Source organism: Pseudomonas nunensis (assembly GCF_024296925.1).
GTDB classification, from domain to species: Bacteria; Pseudomonadota; Gammaproteobacteria; order Pseudomonadales; family Pseudomonadaceae; genus Aquipseudomonas; species Aquipseudomonas nunensis.
On the sequence record NZ_CP101125.1, the window covers coordinates 681,891 to 699,343 of the forward strand.

Below are 17,453 nucleotides of genomic sequence, written 5' to 3' on the forward strand. Positions count from 1 at the left end.
AGAGCGTTATGAAACTGCTGGTCGTCGAAGATGAAGCGCTGTTGCGCCATCACCTGCAAACCCGCCTGACGGATAGCGGCCACGTGGTCGAGTCCGTGGCCAACGCCGAAGAGGCGCTGTATCAGACCGAGCAGTTCAACCATGACCTGGCGGTGATCGACCTCGGCCTGCCGGGCATGGGCGGGCTCGACCTGATTCGTCAGCTGCGCTCCCGGGGCAAGACCTTTCCGATCCTGATCCTCACCGCGCGCGGCAACTGGCAGGACAAGGTCGAAGGCCTGGCCGCCGGCGCCGACGACTACGTGGTCAAGCCGTTCCAGTTCGAGGAGCTGGACGCCCGGCTCAATGCCTTGTTGCGTCGCTCCAGCGGTTTCACCCAGTCGACGATTGTCGCCGGGCCGCTGCTGCTCGACCTCAATCGCAAGCAGGCGTCCCTCGACGACCAGCCGCTGGCACTGACCGCTTACGAGTACCGGATCCTCGAGTACCTGATGCGCCATCACCAGCAAGTGGTGGCCAAGGACCGCTTGATGGAACAGCTGTACCCGGACGACGACGAGCGCGATCCGAATGTGATCGAAGTGCTGGTCGGCCGCTTGCGCCGCAAACTCGAAGGCCCGGCTGGGTTCAAGCCGATCGACACCGTGCGCGGCCTCGGTTACCTGTTCAATGAGCGCTGCACTTGATTCGTTCCCTTCGCGTCCGCCTGATGCTCGCCGCCACACTGTTGGCGGTGTTGTTCATGTTGGCGTTGTTGCCGGCGATGCAGGGAGCGTTCAGCCTGGCGCTGCAGGATTCCATCGAGCAACGTCTGGCCTCGGACGTCACCACGTTGATCTCCGCCGCGCGGGTGGAAGGCAACCGCTTGCAGATGCCGTTGCAGCTGCCCGACGAGCGTTTCAACCTGACTGACAGCCGTTTGCTCGGCTACATCTACGACCGCGAAGGGCATCTGGTCTGGCGTTCGAAAGCCACTCAGGAAGAGAACATCAACTACAAGCCGCGCTATGACGGGCGCGGTAACGAATTTGCGCGGATTCGCGAAGCCAACGGCCAGGAATTTTTCGTCTACGACGTCGAGGTCAAGTTGCTCGGCGGCAAAAGCGCGGCGTTCAGCATCGTCGCCCTGCAACCGGTGCGCGAGTACGAAGTCACCGTTGAAGGCCTGCGGGAAAATCTCTACCTCGGCTTCGGTGCCGCGTTGCTGGTGCTGTTGGCGTTGCTGTGGATCGGTCTGACCTGGGGCTTGCAGGCGTTGCGCCGCTTGAGCCAGGAACTCGATGAGATCGAAAGCGGCACTCGCGAGAGCCTCACGGAAGAACACCCCCGTGAACTGCTGCGCCTGACCGGCTCGCTCAACCGTTTGCTGCACAGCGAACGTGAACAACGCAGTCGCTATCGCGATTCCCTCGACGACCTGGCCCACAGCCTGAAAACCCCGTTGACCGTGTTGCAAAGCGTCAGCGAAGACATGGCCCAGCGCCCCGAGGATCGTGATCAGGCGTGGGTCCTGCAATCGCAGATCGAACGCATGAGCCAGCAGATCAGCTATCAATTGCAGCGCGCGAGCCTGCGCAAAAGCGGCCTGGTACGCCATCAGGTGCGCCTGCGCCCGGTGCTGCAAAGCCTGTGCGATACGCTGGACAAGGTTTATCGCGACAAGCGCGTGCGGGTGGCTTTCGATTTGCCGGAGCAGTGTTACGTGCCGATCGAGCAGGGCGCCTTGCTGGAAATGATGGGCAACCTGCTGGAAAACGCCTATCGCCTGTGCCTGAGTGAAGTGCGCATCAGCGTGCGCGAAACCCTGAGCGGAATTGAGTTGTGCGTGGAAGATGATGGGCCGGGCGTGCCGCCGGATCAGCGTGCGCGGATTCTGCAACGCGGCGAACGCTTGGATCGTCAGCATCCGGGGCAGGGGATTGGCTTGGCGGTGGTCAAGGACATCATCGAGAGCTACAGCGCCAAATTGACCCTGGGGGATTCGGCGTTGGGCGGGGCGGCGTTCCGGATTCATTTTCCGGCGGTTTGATCGGATTGATGGTGTTCTTTCGGGCCTCTTCGCGAGCAAGCCCGCTCCCACATTGGATCTTGGGTGTACAAAATTATGTGCTCCCAACAGATCCCCTGTGGGAGCGGGCTTGCTCGCGAAGAGGTCGGCATATCCACCACAAAGTCTGAAGGTGCCTTCAGCTCTCCTGCGCCCGATAAGCCCCCGGCGTCAATCCAGTCCACTTCTTGAACGCCCGGTGAAACGCCGAAGGCTCGGAAAACCCCAACTGCTCGGCAATTTGCTGCAACGACAGATCCGCCCGTCCCAGGTGATAAATCGCAATGTCCCTACGCAACTGGTCCTTCAACTCCTGAAAACTGCTGCCTTCTTCACGCAAATGCCGGCGCAACGTCTGCGGGCTGATGTGCAGGTGCGCGGCCACGGCTTCGAGGTCTGGCCAGCGTGCACTGTCGCGGCTGAGCAAACGGCGCAACTGGCTGCTCAAACTGTCGCCGTCGTCCGGGCGTGACAGCAGGTCGGCGGGGGAGCGTTCGAGAAAATGCTTGAGGGTTCGCTCGTCCTGCAACAACGGCATGCTCAGGTAGCGGCTGTGAAACAGCAGGCTGCTTTGGGCCGTCGAAAAGGCCTGTGGGCAGGGAAACAGCAGATCGTATTCGGCGCCGTGATCGGGTTTCGGGTAGCTGAACGTGGCCTCCTCCAAACGGATGCGCTGGCCAATCAGCCAACTGCCGAGTCGATGCCAGATCACCAGCAGGCATTCACTGAGAAAGTGATCCGGGTCCCACAACTGCGAATCGTCGAGGCTCAAGCGGATCATTTCGCCCTCGCGGCTCAGGGTCAGGCGCGGAGCCTCGGGGAATAGGCTATAAAACAATAAGCCGCGATGCAGTGCTTTTTCCAGGTTGCGGCAATGGATGATGGCATGGCACATCATGGCGAAACTGCCGGGTTTGCTCGCTGCCTGGCCGAAACCCAGGTATTCGTCGTCCAGCGCCAGCCACAGGCCCTGGATCAGGCGAGTGAACTGCTCCGGCGCGATGCGTGCCCGCGGCTCGTCGAGCAACTCGGGGCTGATCCCCAGTTGTGACAACAGGCCGGAATAATCATAGCCACGCCGACGCGCACCACCGAGGGCGGCACGGGCGAAATGACTGGCGATGGTGCGTTCGCGCATAACAGGCAGGTCCATCCATTAAGCGGCCGATGGTAGCCGCAGGACTTGGCGATGAACAAGGCGGATATCCGCCATATTGTAGGACGAGGTCGGGGCGATAGGCGGAAATCCGCCACATTGGCGTAACCGACCGGTGACAAAGAAAACCCTGCAGCCCTTGATGTCAAAAGGCTTGCAGGGAATTCGGCGAAGGTGGCACGGGCTTTGCGATACAACCGGCAGATGCCTGCCGTTGCGCAGCTCGACAAAACAAATCCCTCCAGTGCAGGAGGGTTCGCAAATGAAGTGTCACGGGCAACAGATGGATGTTGTGATGGGGCACTCTTGAGGAACTTTGCAATGACGACTCGTCAGCCACTGTACAAATCCCTGTATTTCCAGGTAATCGTTGCCATCATCATCGGTATCCTGATCGGTCACTTCTATCCGCAGACCGGTGTGGCCCTCAAGCCGCTGGGTGACGGGTTCATCAAACTGATCAAAATGATCATCGCCCCGATCATCTTCTGCACCGTCGTCAGCGGTATCGCGGGCATGCAGAGCATGAAATCGGTCGGCAAGACCGGCGGTTACGCGCTGCTGTACTTCGAAATCGTTTCGACCATCGCACTGCTGGTCGGCCTGGTGGTGGTCAACATCGTCCAGCCGGGTGCCGGCATGCACATCGACGTGACCACGCTGGATGCCTCCAAAGTCGCTCAATACGTTGCCGCCGGTGCTGATCAAAGCGTCGTTGGCTTCCTGCTGAACGTGATCCCGAACACCATCTTCGGCGCGTTCGCCACTGGCGATATCCTGCAAGTATTGATGTTCTCGGTGATCTTCGGTTTCGCCCTGCATCGCCTGGGTGCCTACGGCAAGCCGATCCTGGACTTCATCGATCGCTTCGCTCACGTGATGTTCAACATCATCAACATGATCATGAAGCTCGCCCCTGTCGGCGCCTTCGGTGCCATGGCGTTCACCATCGGTGCCTACGGTGTGGGTTCGCTGGTGCAACTCGGTCAGTTGATGGCGTGCTTCTACATCACTTGCCTGCTGTTCATCCTGATCGTGCTGGGCGGTATCGCTCGCGCTCACGGCTTCAGCGTGCTGAAAGTGATTCGCTACATCCGTGAAGAACTGCTGATCGTGCTGGGTACTTCTTCTTCGGAATCGGTACTGCCACGCATGCTGATCAAAATGGAGCGTCTGGGTGCGCAGAAATCTGTCGTAGGCCTGGTGATTCCAACCGGTTACTCGTTCAACCTCGACGGTACCGCGATCTACCTGACCATGGCGGCCGTGTTTATCGCTCAAGCGACCGACACCCACATGGACATCACCCACCAGATCACCCTGTTGGTGGTGTTGCTGCTGTCCTCCAAAGGCGCTGCCGGCGTGACCGGTTCGGGCTTCATCGTACTGGCCGCCACCTTGTCGGCTGTAGGCCACTTGCCGGTTGCCGGTCTGGCGCTGATCCTCGGCATCGACCGCTTCATGTCCGAAGCCCGCGCACTGACCAACCTGGTCGGTAACGCTGTTGCGACCCTGGTCGTGGCCAAGTGGGTCAAGGAACTGGACACCGACGTGATGCAAGCCGAGCTGGCTTCTGGCGGTCGCGGTATCTCCGACGAGCGCGTTGAAGACGACCTGGGCGTGGCCGAAGGCCCAACCCCAAGCAACGTCAAATAAGACACGCTGCAATGAAAAACCCGCTTCGGCGGGTTTTTTCATGCCTGCGGTTTGAGCGAAACGGTCATTTTTGCTGACCCATCAGGTGATTGCGGCAATGCCCTCGGCTGCCTAGTCTGAAGGCATCGCTCACGGAGTATTCCCATGCTTGGTCCACTGGCATCACTCAAGGTTCTGGATTTCTCGACACTGCTGCCGGGGCCGTTCGCCTCCTTGTTGCTGGCGGACATGGGCGCCGAAGTATTGCGCATCGAATCGCCGACTCGCATGGACCTGCTGCGGGTACTGCCGCCCCACGATCAAGGTGTCTCCGCCAGCCACGCTTACCTCAACCGCAACAAGCGCAGTCTCGCCCTGGACCTCAAGCAGCCCGAGGCGCTGGAGGTGATCAAGCAACTGCTGCAGGACCACGACATCGTGCTGGAGCAGTTCCGCCCCGGCGTGATGGAGCGCCTGGGCCTGGGTTATGAAGCGCTGAAGGCGATCAATCCGAAGCTGATCTACGTCTCGATCACCGGTTACGGCCAGACCGGACCCTACAAGGACCGCGCCGGCCACGACCTCAACTACCTGGCGCTGGCGGGGCTGTCGAGCTACACCGGCCGCGCCGACAGCGGTCCGGTGCCGTTGGGCATGCAGGTGGCGGATATCGCCGGTGGTTCGTTGCACGGGGTGATCGGCCTGCTGGCGGCGGTGATTGCCCGGCAGCAAACGGGGCAGGGGCAGCACATCGACGTGAGCATGACCGACTGCGCCTTCAGCCTCAACGCCATGGCCGGCGCCGGATACCTGGCCTGCGGCGTGGAGCCGGGGCGCGAAGAGCAGATGCTCAACGGCGGCAGCTTCTATGACTATTACCGTTCGCGGGATGGCCGCTGGTTATCGGTCGGCAGCCTGGAACCGGCCTTCATGCAGCAACTGTGTTCGGCGCTGGGACGTCCGGAACTGGCGGCCCAGGGTTTGTCGCTCAAACCCGAACAGCAACAGGCGCTGAAGAATGAGTTGAAGATGGAATTCGAGAAGCACGACTTTGCCGAACTGTGCGAGTTGTTTGCCGGGGTCGATGCGTGTGTCGAGCCAGTGTTGAGTTTGGGCGAGGCGGTACGGCATCCGCAGTTAAAGGCGCGGGGCGTGGTGACTGAGGTTCCTCGCGGTGACGGGACGAATCAAGCGCAGATGGCGTGTCCGTTGAAGTTTTCCGAGGGGTTGCCCGAGCCGCGGTTTATTGGGGCTGCGGTGGGTGAGCATACGGATCAGGTGTTGGGGGAGTTGGGGTTTAGCGTTGAGCGGATTGCAGAATTGCGGCGTGCCAAGGTGGTTGTGTAGCGCTTGATAAGACGCCTTCGCGAGCAAGCCCGCTCCCACAGGGGATCTTCAGTGCGACACAGATCCAATGTGGGAGCGGGCTTGCTCGCGAAGAGGCCGACCCCGGCGCCACAAATCCGACTATTCGACCCGCATCTCCCCACTAAACACCAACGTGCTCCGGCACCGCCGGCACAAATACCGCCGCCCCTGCCGCACCAGACTGTGCCGCTGCGCCGAGAACGGGAAATCGCTGTCGGCGCACGGGCATTTGTAGATGTAGCGGGTCACGCTGCGGCGTTTGACGTCGTAGGTGTGGCAACGATTGGGCGGCAGTTCGTACACGCCGCGCATGATCAACTGCCACTCTTCGCCGTGGGGCTGGATGCTGTCGCCGAACAGTTGATGGGCGATCAGGTGCGCGACTTCGTGGGCCACGGTCTGCTTGAGGAAGTCTTCGGTGTTTTCCCGGTACAGCTGCGGGTTGAAGCGCAGCAGGTTCTCGTGCAAATGCGCGACACCGGCTTTTTGCCCGCGCAGCTTGAGGCTCACCACGGGGCGTTTGAAAGGTCGTTTGAAAAAGGATTCAGCTTGTTGGAAACAGTCTTCGACGCGGGTATTGAGTTGCTCGGGCATGCTTGATGGATCTCCAGAGACGTCGAGTATGCCGCAACCCCCGGGACTTGCGAATCAGTGAGGCGCCGAATGGTCGTCGCCGCACATTAGAAGGCCGCCTTGCGGCGGCCTGTGTTGGCAGATCTTGTTCTGTGAAAAGACTAGTTCGTATAGACCGGTCCCACGCCGAGTCCCCAGACAATCACGGTAAACGCCATGATCGCCACCAGCACTACCAGCCCGACGGCGAGCACCGAGCTTGAAAACAGAAATCCTTCGTCCGATGGAATGTTCATGAAAGTCGGCAATCCCACATACAGCAGGTACACCGTGTAGCAGATCGCGGCAGTGCCAACGATCATCCCCAGCCACATGTGTGGATACAAAGCCGCCAGACCGCCGACGAACAGCGGTGTCGCGGTATAAGTGGCAAATGCGACGCAACGGGCAAGGCTCGGGTTGGCGTCATAGGTACGGGCCATCCAGTGGATGAAGGCGCCCATCACGGCCACGCCGCCGAGCATCGCCACGTACGACATGATCGTCATCCATAGCGCGCTTTCTGTGGTCAGCATCACCGGCGCCCGACTGCCGATGACCCAGCCGACCTGGGTGGTGCCGATAAACGCGGACACAGCCGGGATCGCCGCCAGGATCAGCGTGTGGGTGAGGTACATGTGGCTGATGCTTTCCTCCTGGTCGCCACGGATTTCTTTCCATTCCTGGTCGGGGTGGGTGAAAAGCCCCACTACGTGATGGATCATGCCAGTCACTCCTCTTGTTATTACCATCGCCCCCCAGCGGAGCGCCTACGGGCCAAAGTGGCCAAGTAAGTAAAGGTCTGGATATGTGTGCGACCTTATGTCGCAGTATAGAAAGGTCTTAACGGCGCAGGTTGCAGGGCGTTAGAGCAAATCGCGCTGTAAACAGGACTGTTAATCGCAACAGGGTCTGTCACCAAATTCCCCTGTAGGAGCTGTCGAGTGAAACGAGGCTGCGATCTTTTGACTTTGATTTTTAAAAACAAGATCAAAAGATCGCAGCCTCGTTTCACTCGACAGCTCCTACGGGGATGGTGGGGATGGTGGGGATGGTGGGGATGGCGGGGATGGTGGGTACTTCGCCGATGGCAGGTTTTTGCGTAAAATGCCGGCCTTTCGTCACACCTCACGGATTCGCGTCATGGGCACTCTCACGGTCAACCAGAACAAACTGCAAAAGCGCCTTCGCCGCCAGGCCGGTGAGGCTGTTGCCGATTTCAACATGATTGAAGACGGCGACAAGGTCATGGTCTGCCTGTCCGGTGGCAAGGACAGTTACACCCTGCTCGACGTGCTGATGCACTTTCAGAAGGTCGCCCCGATCAAGTTCGATATCGTGGCCGTGAACATGGACCAAAAGCAGCCGGGCTTTCCCGAGCACGTGCTGCCGGCCTACCTGAAAGCACTGGGCGTCGAGTACCACATCGTCGAGAAAGACACTTACTCGGTGGTCAAGGAACTGATCCCGGAAGGCAAGACCACTTGCTCGCTTTGCTCGCGCCTGCGTCGCGGCACGCTGTACACCTTCGCCGATGAAATTGGCGCGACCAAGATGGCCCTCGGTCACCACCGCGACGACATCGTCGAGACGTTTTTCCTAAACATGTTCTTCAATGGCACGCTCAAGGCAATGCCGCCGAAACTGCGTGCCGACGACGGGCGCAACGTGGTGATCCGCCCGTTGGCCTACTGCAACGAAAAAGACATCCAGGCCTACTCGGACTTCAAGCAATTCCCGATCATCCCGTGCAACCTTTGCGGCTCCCAGGAAAACCTGCAACGCCAGGTGGTCAAGGACATGCTGCAAGAGTGGGATCGCAAGACCCCGGGCCGAACCGAAAGCATTTTCCGCAGTCTGCAAAATGTGCAGCCGTCGCAACTGGCGGACCGCAACCTGTTTGACTTCACCAGTTTGAAGATCGACGAAACCGCGGCCTCGCGCTTCGTCAATGTCGTCAATCTCTGAACAAACCCCTGTGGGAGCGGGCTTGCTCGCGAAAGCGGTGTGTCATTCAGCATAGATATTGGCTGATACACCGCCTTCGCGAGCAAGCCCGCTCCCACATTAGTTTTTCGTTTTAATCCTCAGGAGAGGGCATGCGCGATTACAAGTGGCTACACGAGTACTGTCTGAACCGTTTCGGTTCGGCGGCTGAACTGGAAGCCCATCTGCCGGTTCCCAATACCCCGGCACAATTGCGCAAGATCAGCGATGACCGTTACCTCTCGACTATGGCGCTGCGGGTGTTCCGCGCCGGGCTCAAGCACAGCCTGGTAGACGCCAAGTGGCCGTCCTTCGAAGAGGTGTTCTTCAAATTCGACCCGGAAAAAGTCGTGCTGATGAGCGCCGAGCACCTCGAGCGCTTGATGCAGGACGCGCGGATCATCCGCCACTTGGGCAAGCTCAAGAGCGTGCCGCGCAATGCGCAGTTCATTCTGGATGTGGCCCATGAAAAGGGTAGCTTCGGCGAACTGATCGCCGAGTGGCCGGTGACCGACATCGTCGGTTTGTGGACCTTCCTGAAAAAACGCGGTCATCAATTGGGCGGGCTGTCGGCGCCACGCTTCCTGCGCATGGTCGGCAAGGACACGTTCGTGCCGAGCTACGACGTGGTGGCAGGGTTGAATGCACAGAAGATCGTCGACAAAGTGCCGACCAGCCAGCGAGACCTGGCGTTGGTGCAGGATGTGTTCAACCAGTGGCATGAACAGAGTGGCGGGCGGGCGATGAGTCAGATTTCGATGATGCTGGCGTATACAGTGAATCATTGAGACCGAGTCGCGCCCTTCGCGAGCAAGCCCGCTTCCACAGGGGATCTGTGGTGTTCACAAATAATGTGTCCACTGAAGACCCAATGTAGGAGCGAGGCTTGCCCGCGAAGGCGTCAGATCAGGCGACCGAAATCTCGCCTTCACCCGCCAACTTGCGATTCAACTGAAACCGCCACCGCACATACAGCAGCGCCGAGCAAAACACCGCCAGGCTCGCGCCCATCTCCAGCAATCCGAACAGCTGCCGGTTCGGGTCATACGCGGCCAATGCGCCCTTGATGAAATACAAATTCACCACAAAGCACATCCACGAATGCCCGCGCGCGCTGCCGACAATCATCCCCGGCGCGAGCAACAGCAGCGGCACCAGTTCGATCAGCAAAATCACCCACGGTCGCGCGCCATGCAGGTCGGCGACCAGCAGGTAGTAGGCGCACAGCAACCCCACCAAACCGAAATAGCACAACAGGCTGACCGCTCGCATTGCCTTGACGCGCGGTTCGAGCCATTCGATCGAGGGCAGAATCTTTGGCTTCTTCGCCATGTCAGCTCCCCAGCTTCTGCGCAGTCTTCCCTAGACGCAGGCCCAAGGCCCGGCACAGCGCGACTTCATGCTCGTTCAAACCCTGTTTGCCATCGGCCCCGGCGTGATGGCTGGCGCCGTATGGCGTGCCGCCGCCACGGGTTTCCAGCAACGCCGACTCGCTGTAGGGCAGGCCGGTGATCAACATTCCATGGTGCAGCAACGGCAACATCATCGACAGCAGAGTGGTTTCCTGACCACCGTGCAGGCTGGCGGTGGAGGTGAACACGCCGGCCGGTTTACCGACGAGAGCGCCGGTCAGCCACAGGTTGCTGGTGCCGTCGAGGAAATACTTGAGCGGCGCCGCCATGTTGCCAAAGCGAGTCGGGCTGCCGAGGGCCAGGCCTGAACAGTTCTTCAGGTCGTCGAGGCTGGCGTACAGCGCGCCTTCGTCCGGGATGTCCGGCGACACCGCTTCGCACTCGGTGGAGATCGCCGGCACGGTGCGCAAACGCGCTTCCATTCCCGACTGCTCAACACCCCGGGCAATCTGCCGGGCCATTTCATTGGTCGAGCCGCTGCGGCTGTAATACAGAACCAGAATGTACGGCGCGCTCACGGCAACAGCTCCAGCACTTTCTCCGGCGGACGGCCGATGACGGCTTTATCGCCGACTTCCAGGATCGGCCGCTCCATGAGTTTCGGGTGCGCCGCGATGGCCGCGATCAATTGCGCCTCGCTGAGGGTGGCGTCGGCCAGGTTGAGGGTTTTGTATTCGTCCTCACCGGTGCGCAGCAATTGCCGGGCGTTGATGCCGAGCTTTTTCAGCAGGGCCTGGAGTTGCGCGGCGTCCAGTGGCGTTTCGAGGTAGCGGACCACAGTCGGGGTCAGGCCACGGGCTTCGAGCAGTTCGAGCGCACCGCGGGATTTCGAGCAGCGCGGGTTGTGATAAAGCGTCAGATCGGTCATGTGCGGGTCGCATCTTGCGTAAGGTGACGGCTATTCTAACTGTGCAGCGCCCAATCCAGAACCTCGGGAGGCGATGGGTCGCAGGCGCATTCAATTTTGAACAAGGAACATGACATGACAAGGCGATTGGCGGCGGCATTGGCGATCATCGGGGCGCTGATGCTGGGGGGCTGCGGCAACGACTATGGCATCGATCAGGATGGCCACAAAGTGTCGGCCGGGCGTCTCGATCAACAGTGGGTCGTGCTTAATTACTGGGCTGAATGGTGTGGCCCTTGCCGAACGGAGATCCCGCAGCTGAATACCCTGGCCGAAGAGCTCAAGGCCAAGAAGATCGGGGTGTTCGGGGTCAACTTCGACAATGTGCAGGGTGAAGAGCTGAAGAGCGCCAGCGAGAAACTGGGGATCAAGTTCACCGTGCTGGCGCAGGATCCGGCCGAGCTGTTTGATTTGCCGCGTAGTGAAGCGTTGCCGGTGACCTACATCATCGATAACAAGGGCAAGGTGCGCGAACAGTTGATGGGCGAGCAGACAGCGGCGGGGGTGATGGCGAAGCTGGAAGAGTTGAAGGCCACGAATTGAGCATATACACGATGTAGCAGCTGGCGAAGCCTGCGTTCGGCTGCGAAGCAGTCGTGAAGTCAGCGCATGCGGTTTTACAGAAAGACCGCGAGCTCAAGGTTTACGACTGCTGCGCAGCCGAACGCAGGCTTCGCCAGCTGCTACAAGGGCTGCGCTTCGCTGCGAAGCAGTCGTGAAGTCAGCGCATGCGGTCTTACAGGAAGACCGCGAGCTCAGGATTTACGACTGCTGCGCAGCCGAACGCAGGCTTCGCCAGCTGCTACAAGGGCTGCGGCGCGTCAATCAACCCTCTTCAAGCCACCAACGCAACGGCTTGCCTTCGGCCGGCCAGAAGCGCATCTGGTCTATCGGGGAGATGTCCCAGCGCTGGACGTTTTCCAGGGCCTGCAGGAAACGCTTTTCCTGCTCCATCAACGCCGGCGCGCAGAGTTTGCGGGTGCTGCCGACTTTGCCGAAAGTCAGCTTGTCGCCGTCCAGGGTGTACGGCGCGAACCAATGGTTGCAGCCGCCGTTGCCGTAGGCCCGACCGTCGTCACCGAGGGTGATGGTCAGGTGGCTGTAATCCATCAATGGCCGTTCACCGATCCATTCCAGAATGTAGCTGCGGTTCTGTTGCAGTTGAACCGGTTCGGCGGCGCAGCCCATCAGACTGGCGCCAACCACGGCCGCCAGAGCAAGGTGTTTCATCACGCAGGCTCCTGGCATTTCGGGCACAGGTGTTTCTCGCCGGCGGTGGTCCAGCCCAACTCGGCAATCCGCGCAGTGGCGGCAGGCTTTTCGGCCTTGTTGCCCAGCTTGGCGTCGACCGCGAACTCGAAGCTCAGTTCTTTGGCGCAGCTGTCGCAGTTGACCTTCCAGGTGTGGATCGCCAGTTCGCCGAACACCGGACCACTGGCCACCGCGACCCATTGGCCGGGCGGGTTGATCAGGTGGCGAACGGTTTCGACGGTCAGGCGCATGGATAAGTCCTTGCTGCCTTTGAGGGTGACCACCAGGACGTCATTATTGCGAATCGAGCCGCCGTTGCCGGTGACTTGATAACGCCCCGGCACCAGGGCGCGGCATTCAGTCAGGGTGTGCTGCGGGTTCATCAGGCTGTAGCGGAAATCGTGTTCGACCATGGGTCCTCCAAATATGCGCGGTATGCTAGCACGGGCATCAACGCAGCATGGCGCGGGCATGCGACCTTCGATCAGGTTCAAATCATCCACCCACTCATGGCACACTGCCGCTTTTACCCCTCTAAGGAATGGAAATGGCCTTGACCGAATGTTTTGAATGCAAACAGAGCATCAGCTCTGAAGTAATTTCGTGCATTCACTGCGGCGCGCCGGTCGCGGCAAGGCGAGCAACTCCCTCCCAGGCTGCAGCGATCTCCTTCGGACATCGGCCGCGTGATGAGCAGGTGCCTGAAGTTTCGATCGTCGATCCCGAGCCACAACCGCAAGTCGAGCCAATCCCCGAAATTCCGGCTGCGCCCGTTTCCCGGCACCGACGTCGGGGAGCGCCGGTGAATGTGCCGGCGACCGATGCGTGGGCAGATACGGCGCGTCCAGTGGAAGGTTGGCTGAAAATCATGGCATTTTTACTGCCACCGTTTTTCGTCTGGTTTCTGCTGCGTCCCGGACATTCCCTGCAACAGCGCCTGATCGGTTTCGGCTGGCTGGCACTGTTGATCCTGGCGTCCTCGATCAGCCCCAAACCCTGACGTTGATCAGCCTTCGACCTGATTCTGCGGTGCACCGGTCGCCCACGCTGCAATGTTCTGCAACGTAGTCGCGGCAATCGCGCCCAGGGCTTCGCGGGTCAGGAAGGCTTGGTGCGCAGTGATGATCACGTTGGGGAACGTCAGCAGCCGCGCCAGCACATCGTCTTGCAGCGGCAGGTCCGAGCGATCTTCGAAAAACAGCTGCGCCTCTTCTTCATACACATCCAGCCCCAGATAACCCAATTGGCCGTCCTTCAACGCATCGATCAGCGCCGGAGTGTCCACCAGGCCGCCGCGCCCGGTATTGATCAGCATCGCCCCCGGTTGCATGTGCGCCAGTGATTGACGGTTGATCAGGTGTTTGCTCTGCTCGTTGAGTGGGCAATGCAGGCTGATGATCTGCGACTCGGCCAGCAGCTGCGGCAAACTCAAATAACGCGCACCGAGGGCTTCGACCTGAGGATTGGGGTAGGGGTCGTAGGCCAATAACTTGCAGCCAAAGCCGCTCATGATTTTTGCGAAGGTCGCGCCGATCTGCCCGGTGCCGACCACGCCGACGGTCTTGCCCACCAGATCGAAACCGGTCAGCCCGTGCAGGCTGAAATCCCCTTCGCGGGTGCGGTTGTAGGCGCGGTGCAAGCGCCGGTTCAATGCGAGGATCAGCGCCACTGCGTGCTCGGCCACGGCGTGAGGCGAGTAGGCGGGCACGCGCACGATGGACAGGCCCAGGCGTTTTGCCGCGATCAGGTCGACGTGGTTGTAACCGGCCGAGCGCAGGGCAATCAGGCGCGTGCCGCCGGCAGCCAAATGTTCGAGCACCGGCGCGCTGAGGTCATCATTGATGAAGGCGCACACCACTTCGTGATGCTCGGCCAGTGCCACAGTGTCGAGGCTCAGGCGCGCCGCTTGAAACTGCAACTCGATGTCGGCCGGCAAGTCGGCGGCGAGAAAGCTCTCGCGGTCGTAGGTCTGGCTGCTGAAAAGAATCGTGCGCATCATCCTGTTCTCCTTGAAGAGCCTTTGTAGCAGCTGGCGAAGCCTGCGTTCGGCGGCGAAGCCGTCGCCAATCCAGCCTACGCGGTTTGCCTGAAAAACCGAGGTGGCTGATTTTACGACGGCTGCGCCGCCGAACGCAGGCTTCGCCAGCTGCTACACGATCGTAGCGCTTGGGGCGACGGATGTTATTGCGCTGGGTCAGGCACTGATACGCGCTTGTGCAGCCAGGCGATTGATCGAGCGTTCCAGTTCTTCGAGGGCCGCCGCAGCTTTCGGGTCCTGTTGCTTGAGCAGGGTTTCACTGCGCTGGCAGGCAGCGCGCAGTTGTGGGACGCCGCAATAACGCGTGGCGCCGTGCAGACGATGGACCCGTTCGATCAGGGCATTTTGGTCGTTGGCTTCCCGGGCGACACGAATCGCCTCGCGGTCGGCTTCCAGCGAGGCCAACAGCATCGCCAACATGTCCGCCGCCAGATCGGCTTTGCCCGCGGCCAGACGCAAACCTTCTTCGTGATCGAGCACCAACAAATCGCTACCGCCGTGGCTTTCGCTGGAGCGATCCGGCACCTGATTGCGCAGGGCCAGGCCGGTCCACTTCAACACCACTTGGGCCAGTTGCCGTTCGCTGATGGGTTTGGTCAGGTAATCGTCCATGCCGCTTTGCAGCAGCGCGCGTTTTTCATTGGCCATGGCGTGGGCGGTGAGGGCCACGATCGGCAGCGGCGTGCAATGCCGTTCACTTTCCCACTGACGAATCGCTTCGGTACTTTGACGCCCGTCCATACCGGGCATTTGCACGTCCATCAGCACCAGGTCGAAGGTTTCGTTCTGCACCGCTTTGACGGCGGCGTAACCGCTTTCCACGGCGAGAACCTTGGCGCCCATGTCTTCGAGCAGGGTTTGCACCAGCAACAGGTTGGCCGGGTTGTCGTCGACGCAAAGTACCTTCGGCGCACGGCTCGACACTGGTTCGCCGGGTTCGCTGCGCTGCTGGCGCGGGTTGACCAGATCGGACAAGGCCCGGCGCAATTTGCGCGTGCAGGCCGGTTTGGCTTGCAGCTGACTGTGCGGATTAGGCACCGAGAGGTGGAACAGCGTCTGCTCGGTGGTCGGGCACAGCACCAGGACTTTGCAGCCCAGGTGTTCAAGGTCCCAGATGTGCTGGTTGAGGCGCTCCGGTGGCATGTCGTTGCTGGTGATGCCGAGCACCGCAAGGTCGATTGCCTGCTCGGTCTGATGCGCACCGGTGACCCCATTGGTCAGGCTTTCCAGGGTGTTGAACGGCGTGACTTCCAGACCGCAATCTTCCAGTTGATGCTGCAAGGCCTGACGCGCCAGTTCGTGGTTTTCCAGCACCGCTACCCGGCGCCCGAGCAACGGCGGGCCGGGCAGGTCCTCGGCGTCGTCGCGGGTTTTCGGCAGGCTCAGGCTGATCCAGAATTCCGAACCTTCCCCCGGCGTGCTGTCGACGCCAATCTCGCCGCCCATCTGCTCGATCAAACGCTTGGAAATCACCAGCCCCAGACCGGTGCCGCCGGGTTGACGCGACAGCGAATTATCGGCCTGGCTGAAGGCTTGGAACAGAGCGCGCACGTCTTGGCTCGACAAACCGATGCCGGTGTCCTGAATGCTGATGCGCAGTTGCACGCTGTCTTCGTGCTCTTCTTCGAGCATGGCCCGGGCGACGATGGTGCCCTCGCGGGTGAACTTGATCGCGTTGCTGACCAGGTTGGTCAGGATCTGCTTGAGTCGCAGCGGATCACCGACCAGCGACAGCGGCGTGTCGCGGTACACCAGGCTCACCAGTTCCAGCTGTTTGGCGTGGGCAGCCGGGGCGAGGATGGTCAGGGTGTCCTGCAGCAAGTCGCGCAGGTTGAATGGAATGTTGTCGAGCACCAGTTTGCCGGCCTCGATTTTCGAGAAGTCGAGGATCTCGTTGATGATCCCCAGCAGGCTGTCGGCGGATTTTTCGATGGTGCCCAAGTAGTCGAGCTGGCGCGGGGTCAGCTCGCTTTTTTGCAGCAGATGGGTGAAGCCGAGGATGCCGTTGAGCGGCGTGCGGATTTCATGGCTCATGTTGGCCAGGAACTCGGATTTGATCCGGCTCGCTTCCAGGGCTTCCTTGCGTGCCAGGTCCAGCTCGATGTTCTGGATCTCGATGGTTTCGAGGTTCTGGCGCACGTCTTCGGTGGCTTGATCGACGCTGTGTTGCAATTCTTCCTGGGCGTTCTGCAACGTGCCGGCCATGCGGTTGATGCCGGACGCCAGCTCATCCAGTTCCTGACTGCCGAGGGGCGGCAGGCGGGTTTCCAGATGACCGTCCTTGAGTTGCGCCACCGCCAGTTTGATCTGGCTGATCGGCCGGTTGATCGTGCGACCCATGCGCAACGCCAGCAGCGCCGCGCCGGCCAGTCCCGCGAAAATCAGCAGCAGGCTGGCGAACAGGCTGCGGTAACCGCGCAGCAGCATGCCGTTGTGGGACAGTTCGATTTCGACCCAGCCGAGCAGGCGATCGGCTTCATCGGGAATCAGGTCACCGGCCATGTTGCGATGCTTGCCGAACACCGGCAGCAAGTAGCGAGTCGCGTCATTGCCGCTGCGCCGCAGCATCTGCGAGCTGTTGCCGATCGGCGCCGCATTGAGCATGGTCGGGCCGGCGTGGGCCAAGGGAGTGCGGTCGGGGGCGAGGAAAGTCACGGCACGCACGTCCGTCTGTTCCAGCGACTGGGTGGCGATGCGCTCCAGCAGTTCGGTGTTCTTGTGACCCATGGCCGGGGCCACCAGCGGTGCGAGCTGCTCGGCGATCATTTCGCCGCGCTGCATGAGTTGGGCTTGCAGGTCCGATTGCTGCATCCAGGTGAAATAGCCGCCCAGGACCAACGCCATCAGGCTGGTCGGAAGCAAGGTCAGCAACAGCACGCGGCCTTTAATTCCCAGTTTCTTGAGCACGCATTTCTCCTGCATCCCGCTATTTATTGGACCCGCACGTGCATCCGGCACGCACCACTTGCGCAGTGTAGCGATTTGCTTGCGGGCAATCTTCGTAAATTGATGTCGTCATTCGTCGGCTGGATGGCAGGTTT

The 17,453-nt window shown here is 60.6% G+C and carries 18 protein-coding genes; 8 read left to right on the forward strand and 10 right to left on the reverse strand.

Translation table 11 applies throughout. The features are described 5' to 3' along the window. The first annotated feature begins 8 nt into the window (after window positions 1-8). Window positions 9-686: a response regulator gene (locus NK667_RS03130; RefSeq protein ID WP_054054836.1), complete on the forward strand. Its 678-nt coding sequence runs from the start codon at window positions 9-11 to the stop codon at window positions 684-686. Next, window positions 683-2,029, forward strand: coding sequence for an ATP-binding protein (locus tag NK667_RS03135; RefSeq protein WP_054054838.1), 1,347 nt, complete (start codon window positions 683-685; stop codon window positions 2,027-2,029). Before NK667_RS03130 ends, NK667_RS03135 begins: the two co-directional genes overlap by 4 nt. 157 nt (window positions 2,030-2,186) lie before the next feature. Here the strand turns inward: NK667_RS03135 and NK667_RS03140 are convergent, their stop codons facing one another. After that, window positions 2,187-3,185: an AraC family transcriptional regulator gene (locus NK667_RS03140; RefSeq protein WP_054613817.1), complete on the reverse strand. Its 999-nt coding sequence runs from the start codon at window positions 3,183-3,185 to the stop codon at window positions 2,187-2,189. A 339-nt stretch (window positions 3,186-3,524) separates the two neighbouring features. On the opposite strand from NK667_RS03140, the gene NK667_RS03145 reads away from it, so the two are divergent. Both NK667_RS03145 and NK667_RS03150 read left to right on the forward strand, forming a co-directional pair. After that, window positions 3,525-4,859 (forward strand): dicarboxylate/amino acid:cation symporter, encoded by a 1,335-nt coding sequence (locus NK667_RS03145; protein ID WP_054054842.1) that lies wholly within the window; start codon window positions 3,525-3,527, stop codon window positions 4,857-4,859. A gap of 144 nt (window positions 4,860-5,003) precedes the next feature. Continuing rightward, the gene (locus tag NK667_RS03150) at window positions 5,004-6,185 is read left to right on the forward strand and encodes a CaiB/BaiF CoA transferase family protein (RefSeq protein WP_054613818.1); all 1,182 of its coding nucleotides are present in this window, start codon (window positions 5,004-5,006) and stop codon (window positions 6,183-6,185) included. A 120-nt stretch (window positions 6,186-6,305) separates the two neighbouring features. On the opposite strand, the gene NK667_RS03155 is transcribed toward NK667_RS03150, so the two are convergent. Further along, window positions 6,306-6,800: a SprT family zinc-dependent metalloprotease gene (locus NK667_RS03155; RefSeq protein WP_054054846.1), complete on the reverse strand. Its 495-nt coding sequence runs from the start codon at window positions 6,798-6,800 to the stop codon at window positions 6,306-6,308. Between the two features lie 140 nt (window positions 6,801-6,940). Continuing rightward, window positions 6,941-7,543: a Yip1 family protein gene (locus tag NK667_RS03160; protein ID WP_054613819.1), complete on the reverse strand. Its 603-nt coding sequence runs from the start codon at window positions 7,541-7,543 to the stop codon at window positions 6,941-6,943. A gap of 418 nt (window positions 7,544-7,961) precedes the next feature. Between NK667_RS03160 and ttcA the strand changes: the two genes are divergently transcribed. Together ttcA and NK667_RS03170 are read left to right on the forward strand one after the other, a co-directional pair. Next, window positions 7,962-8,786 carry a tRNA 2-thiocytidine(32) synthetase TtcA gene (gene ttcA, locus NK667_RS03165; protein WP_054054850.1) on the forward strand — a complete coding sequence of 275 codons (825 nt, stop codon included), beginning with the start codon at window positions 7,962-7,964 and terminating at the stop codon, window positions 8,784-8,786. Window positions 8,787-8,917: 131 nt separating this feature from the next. Beyond that, window positions 8,918-9,592, forward strand: coding sequence for a DNA-3-methyladenine glycosylase I (locus NK667_RS03170; RefSeq protein WP_054613820.1), 675 nt, complete (start codon window positions 8,918-8,920; stop codon window positions 9,590-9,592). 118 nt (window positions 9,593-9,710) lie between these two features. On the opposite strand, the gene NK667_RS03175 is transcribed toward NK667_RS03170, so the two are convergent. The 3 genes from NK667_RS03175 to arsC are packed head-to-tail and all read right to left on the reverse strand — an operon-like array spanning window position 9,711 to window position 11,084. Then, window positions 9,711-10,136, reverse strand: coding sequence for a DUF2069 domain-containing protein (locus NK667_RS03175; protein ID WP_054613821.1), 426 nt, complete (start codon window positions 10,134-10,136; stop codon window positions 9,711-9,713). A gap of 1 nt (window position 10,137) precedes the next feature. Beyond that, window positions 10,138-10,734 carry an NAD(P)H:quinone oxidoreductase gene (wrbA, locus tag NK667_RS03180; protein WP_054613822.1) on the reverse strand — a complete coding sequence of 199 codons (597 nt, stop codon included), beginning with the start codon at window positions 10,732-10,734 and terminating at the stop codon, window positions 10,138-10,140. After that, window positions 10,731-11,084: an arsenate reductase (glutaredoxin) gene (gene arsC, locus NK667_RS03185; protein ID WP_054613823.1), complete on the reverse strand. Its 354-nt coding sequence runs from the start codon at window positions 11,082-11,084 to the stop codon at window positions 10,731-10,733. Before arsC ends, wrbA begins: the two co-directional genes overlap by 4 nt. A 114-nt stretch (window positions 11,085-11,198) precedes the next feature. On the opposite strand from arsC, the gene NK667_RS03190 reads away from it, so the two are divergent. Then, window positions 11,199-11,666 (forward strand): TlpA disulfide reductase family protein, encoded by a 468-nt coding sequence (locus tag NK667_RS03190; RefSeq protein ID WP_054613824.1) that lies wholly within the window; start codon window positions 11,199-11,201, stop codon window positions 11,664-11,666. Between the two features lie 282 nt (window positions 11,667-11,948). On the opposite strand, the gene NK667_RS03195 is transcribed toward NK667_RS03190, so the two are convergent. Both NK667_RS03195 and NK667_RS03200 read right to left on the reverse strand, forming a co-directional pair. Next, window positions 11,949-12,353, reverse strand: coding sequence for an META domain-containing protein (locus NK667_RS03195; protein WP_054613825.1), 405 nt, complete (start codon window positions 12,351-12,353; stop codon window positions 11,949-11,951). After that, on the reverse strand, window positions 12,353-12,787 hold the full coding sequence (locus NK667_RS03200) for a hypothetical protein (protein WP_054054862.1): 435 nt from the start codon (window positions 12,785-12,787) through the stop codon (window positions 12,353-12,355). Before NK667_RS03200 ends, NK667_RS03195 begins: the two co-directional genes overlap by 1 nt. A gap of 134 nt (window positions 12,788-12,921) precedes the next feature. On the opposite strand from NK667_RS03200, the gene NK667_RS03205 reads away from it, so the two are divergent. After that, window positions 12,922-13,374, forward strand: coding sequence for a hypothetical protein (locus NK667_RS03205; protein WP_054054864.1), 453 nt, complete (start codon window positions 12,922-12,924; stop codon window positions 13,372-13,374). A gap of 6 nt (window positions 13,375-13,380) precedes the next feature. On the opposite strand, the gene NK667_RS03210 is transcribed toward NK667_RS03205, so the two are convergent. Continuing rightward, a complete protein-coding gene (locus tag NK667_RS03210; protein WP_054054934.1) occupies window positions 13,381-14,370 on the reverse strand; it encodes a 2-hydroxyacid dehydrogenase in 990 nt (329 codons plus the stop codon). 198 nt (window positions 14,371-14,568) lie between these two features. Continuing rightward, the gene (locus NK667_RS03215; protein ID WP_054054866.1) at window positions 14,569-17,319 is read right to left on the reverse strand and encodes a response regulator; all 2,751 of its coding nucleotides are present in this window, start codon (window positions 17,317-17,319) and stop codon (window positions 14,569-14,571) included. Window positions 17,320-17,453 lie beyond the last annotated feature (134 nt).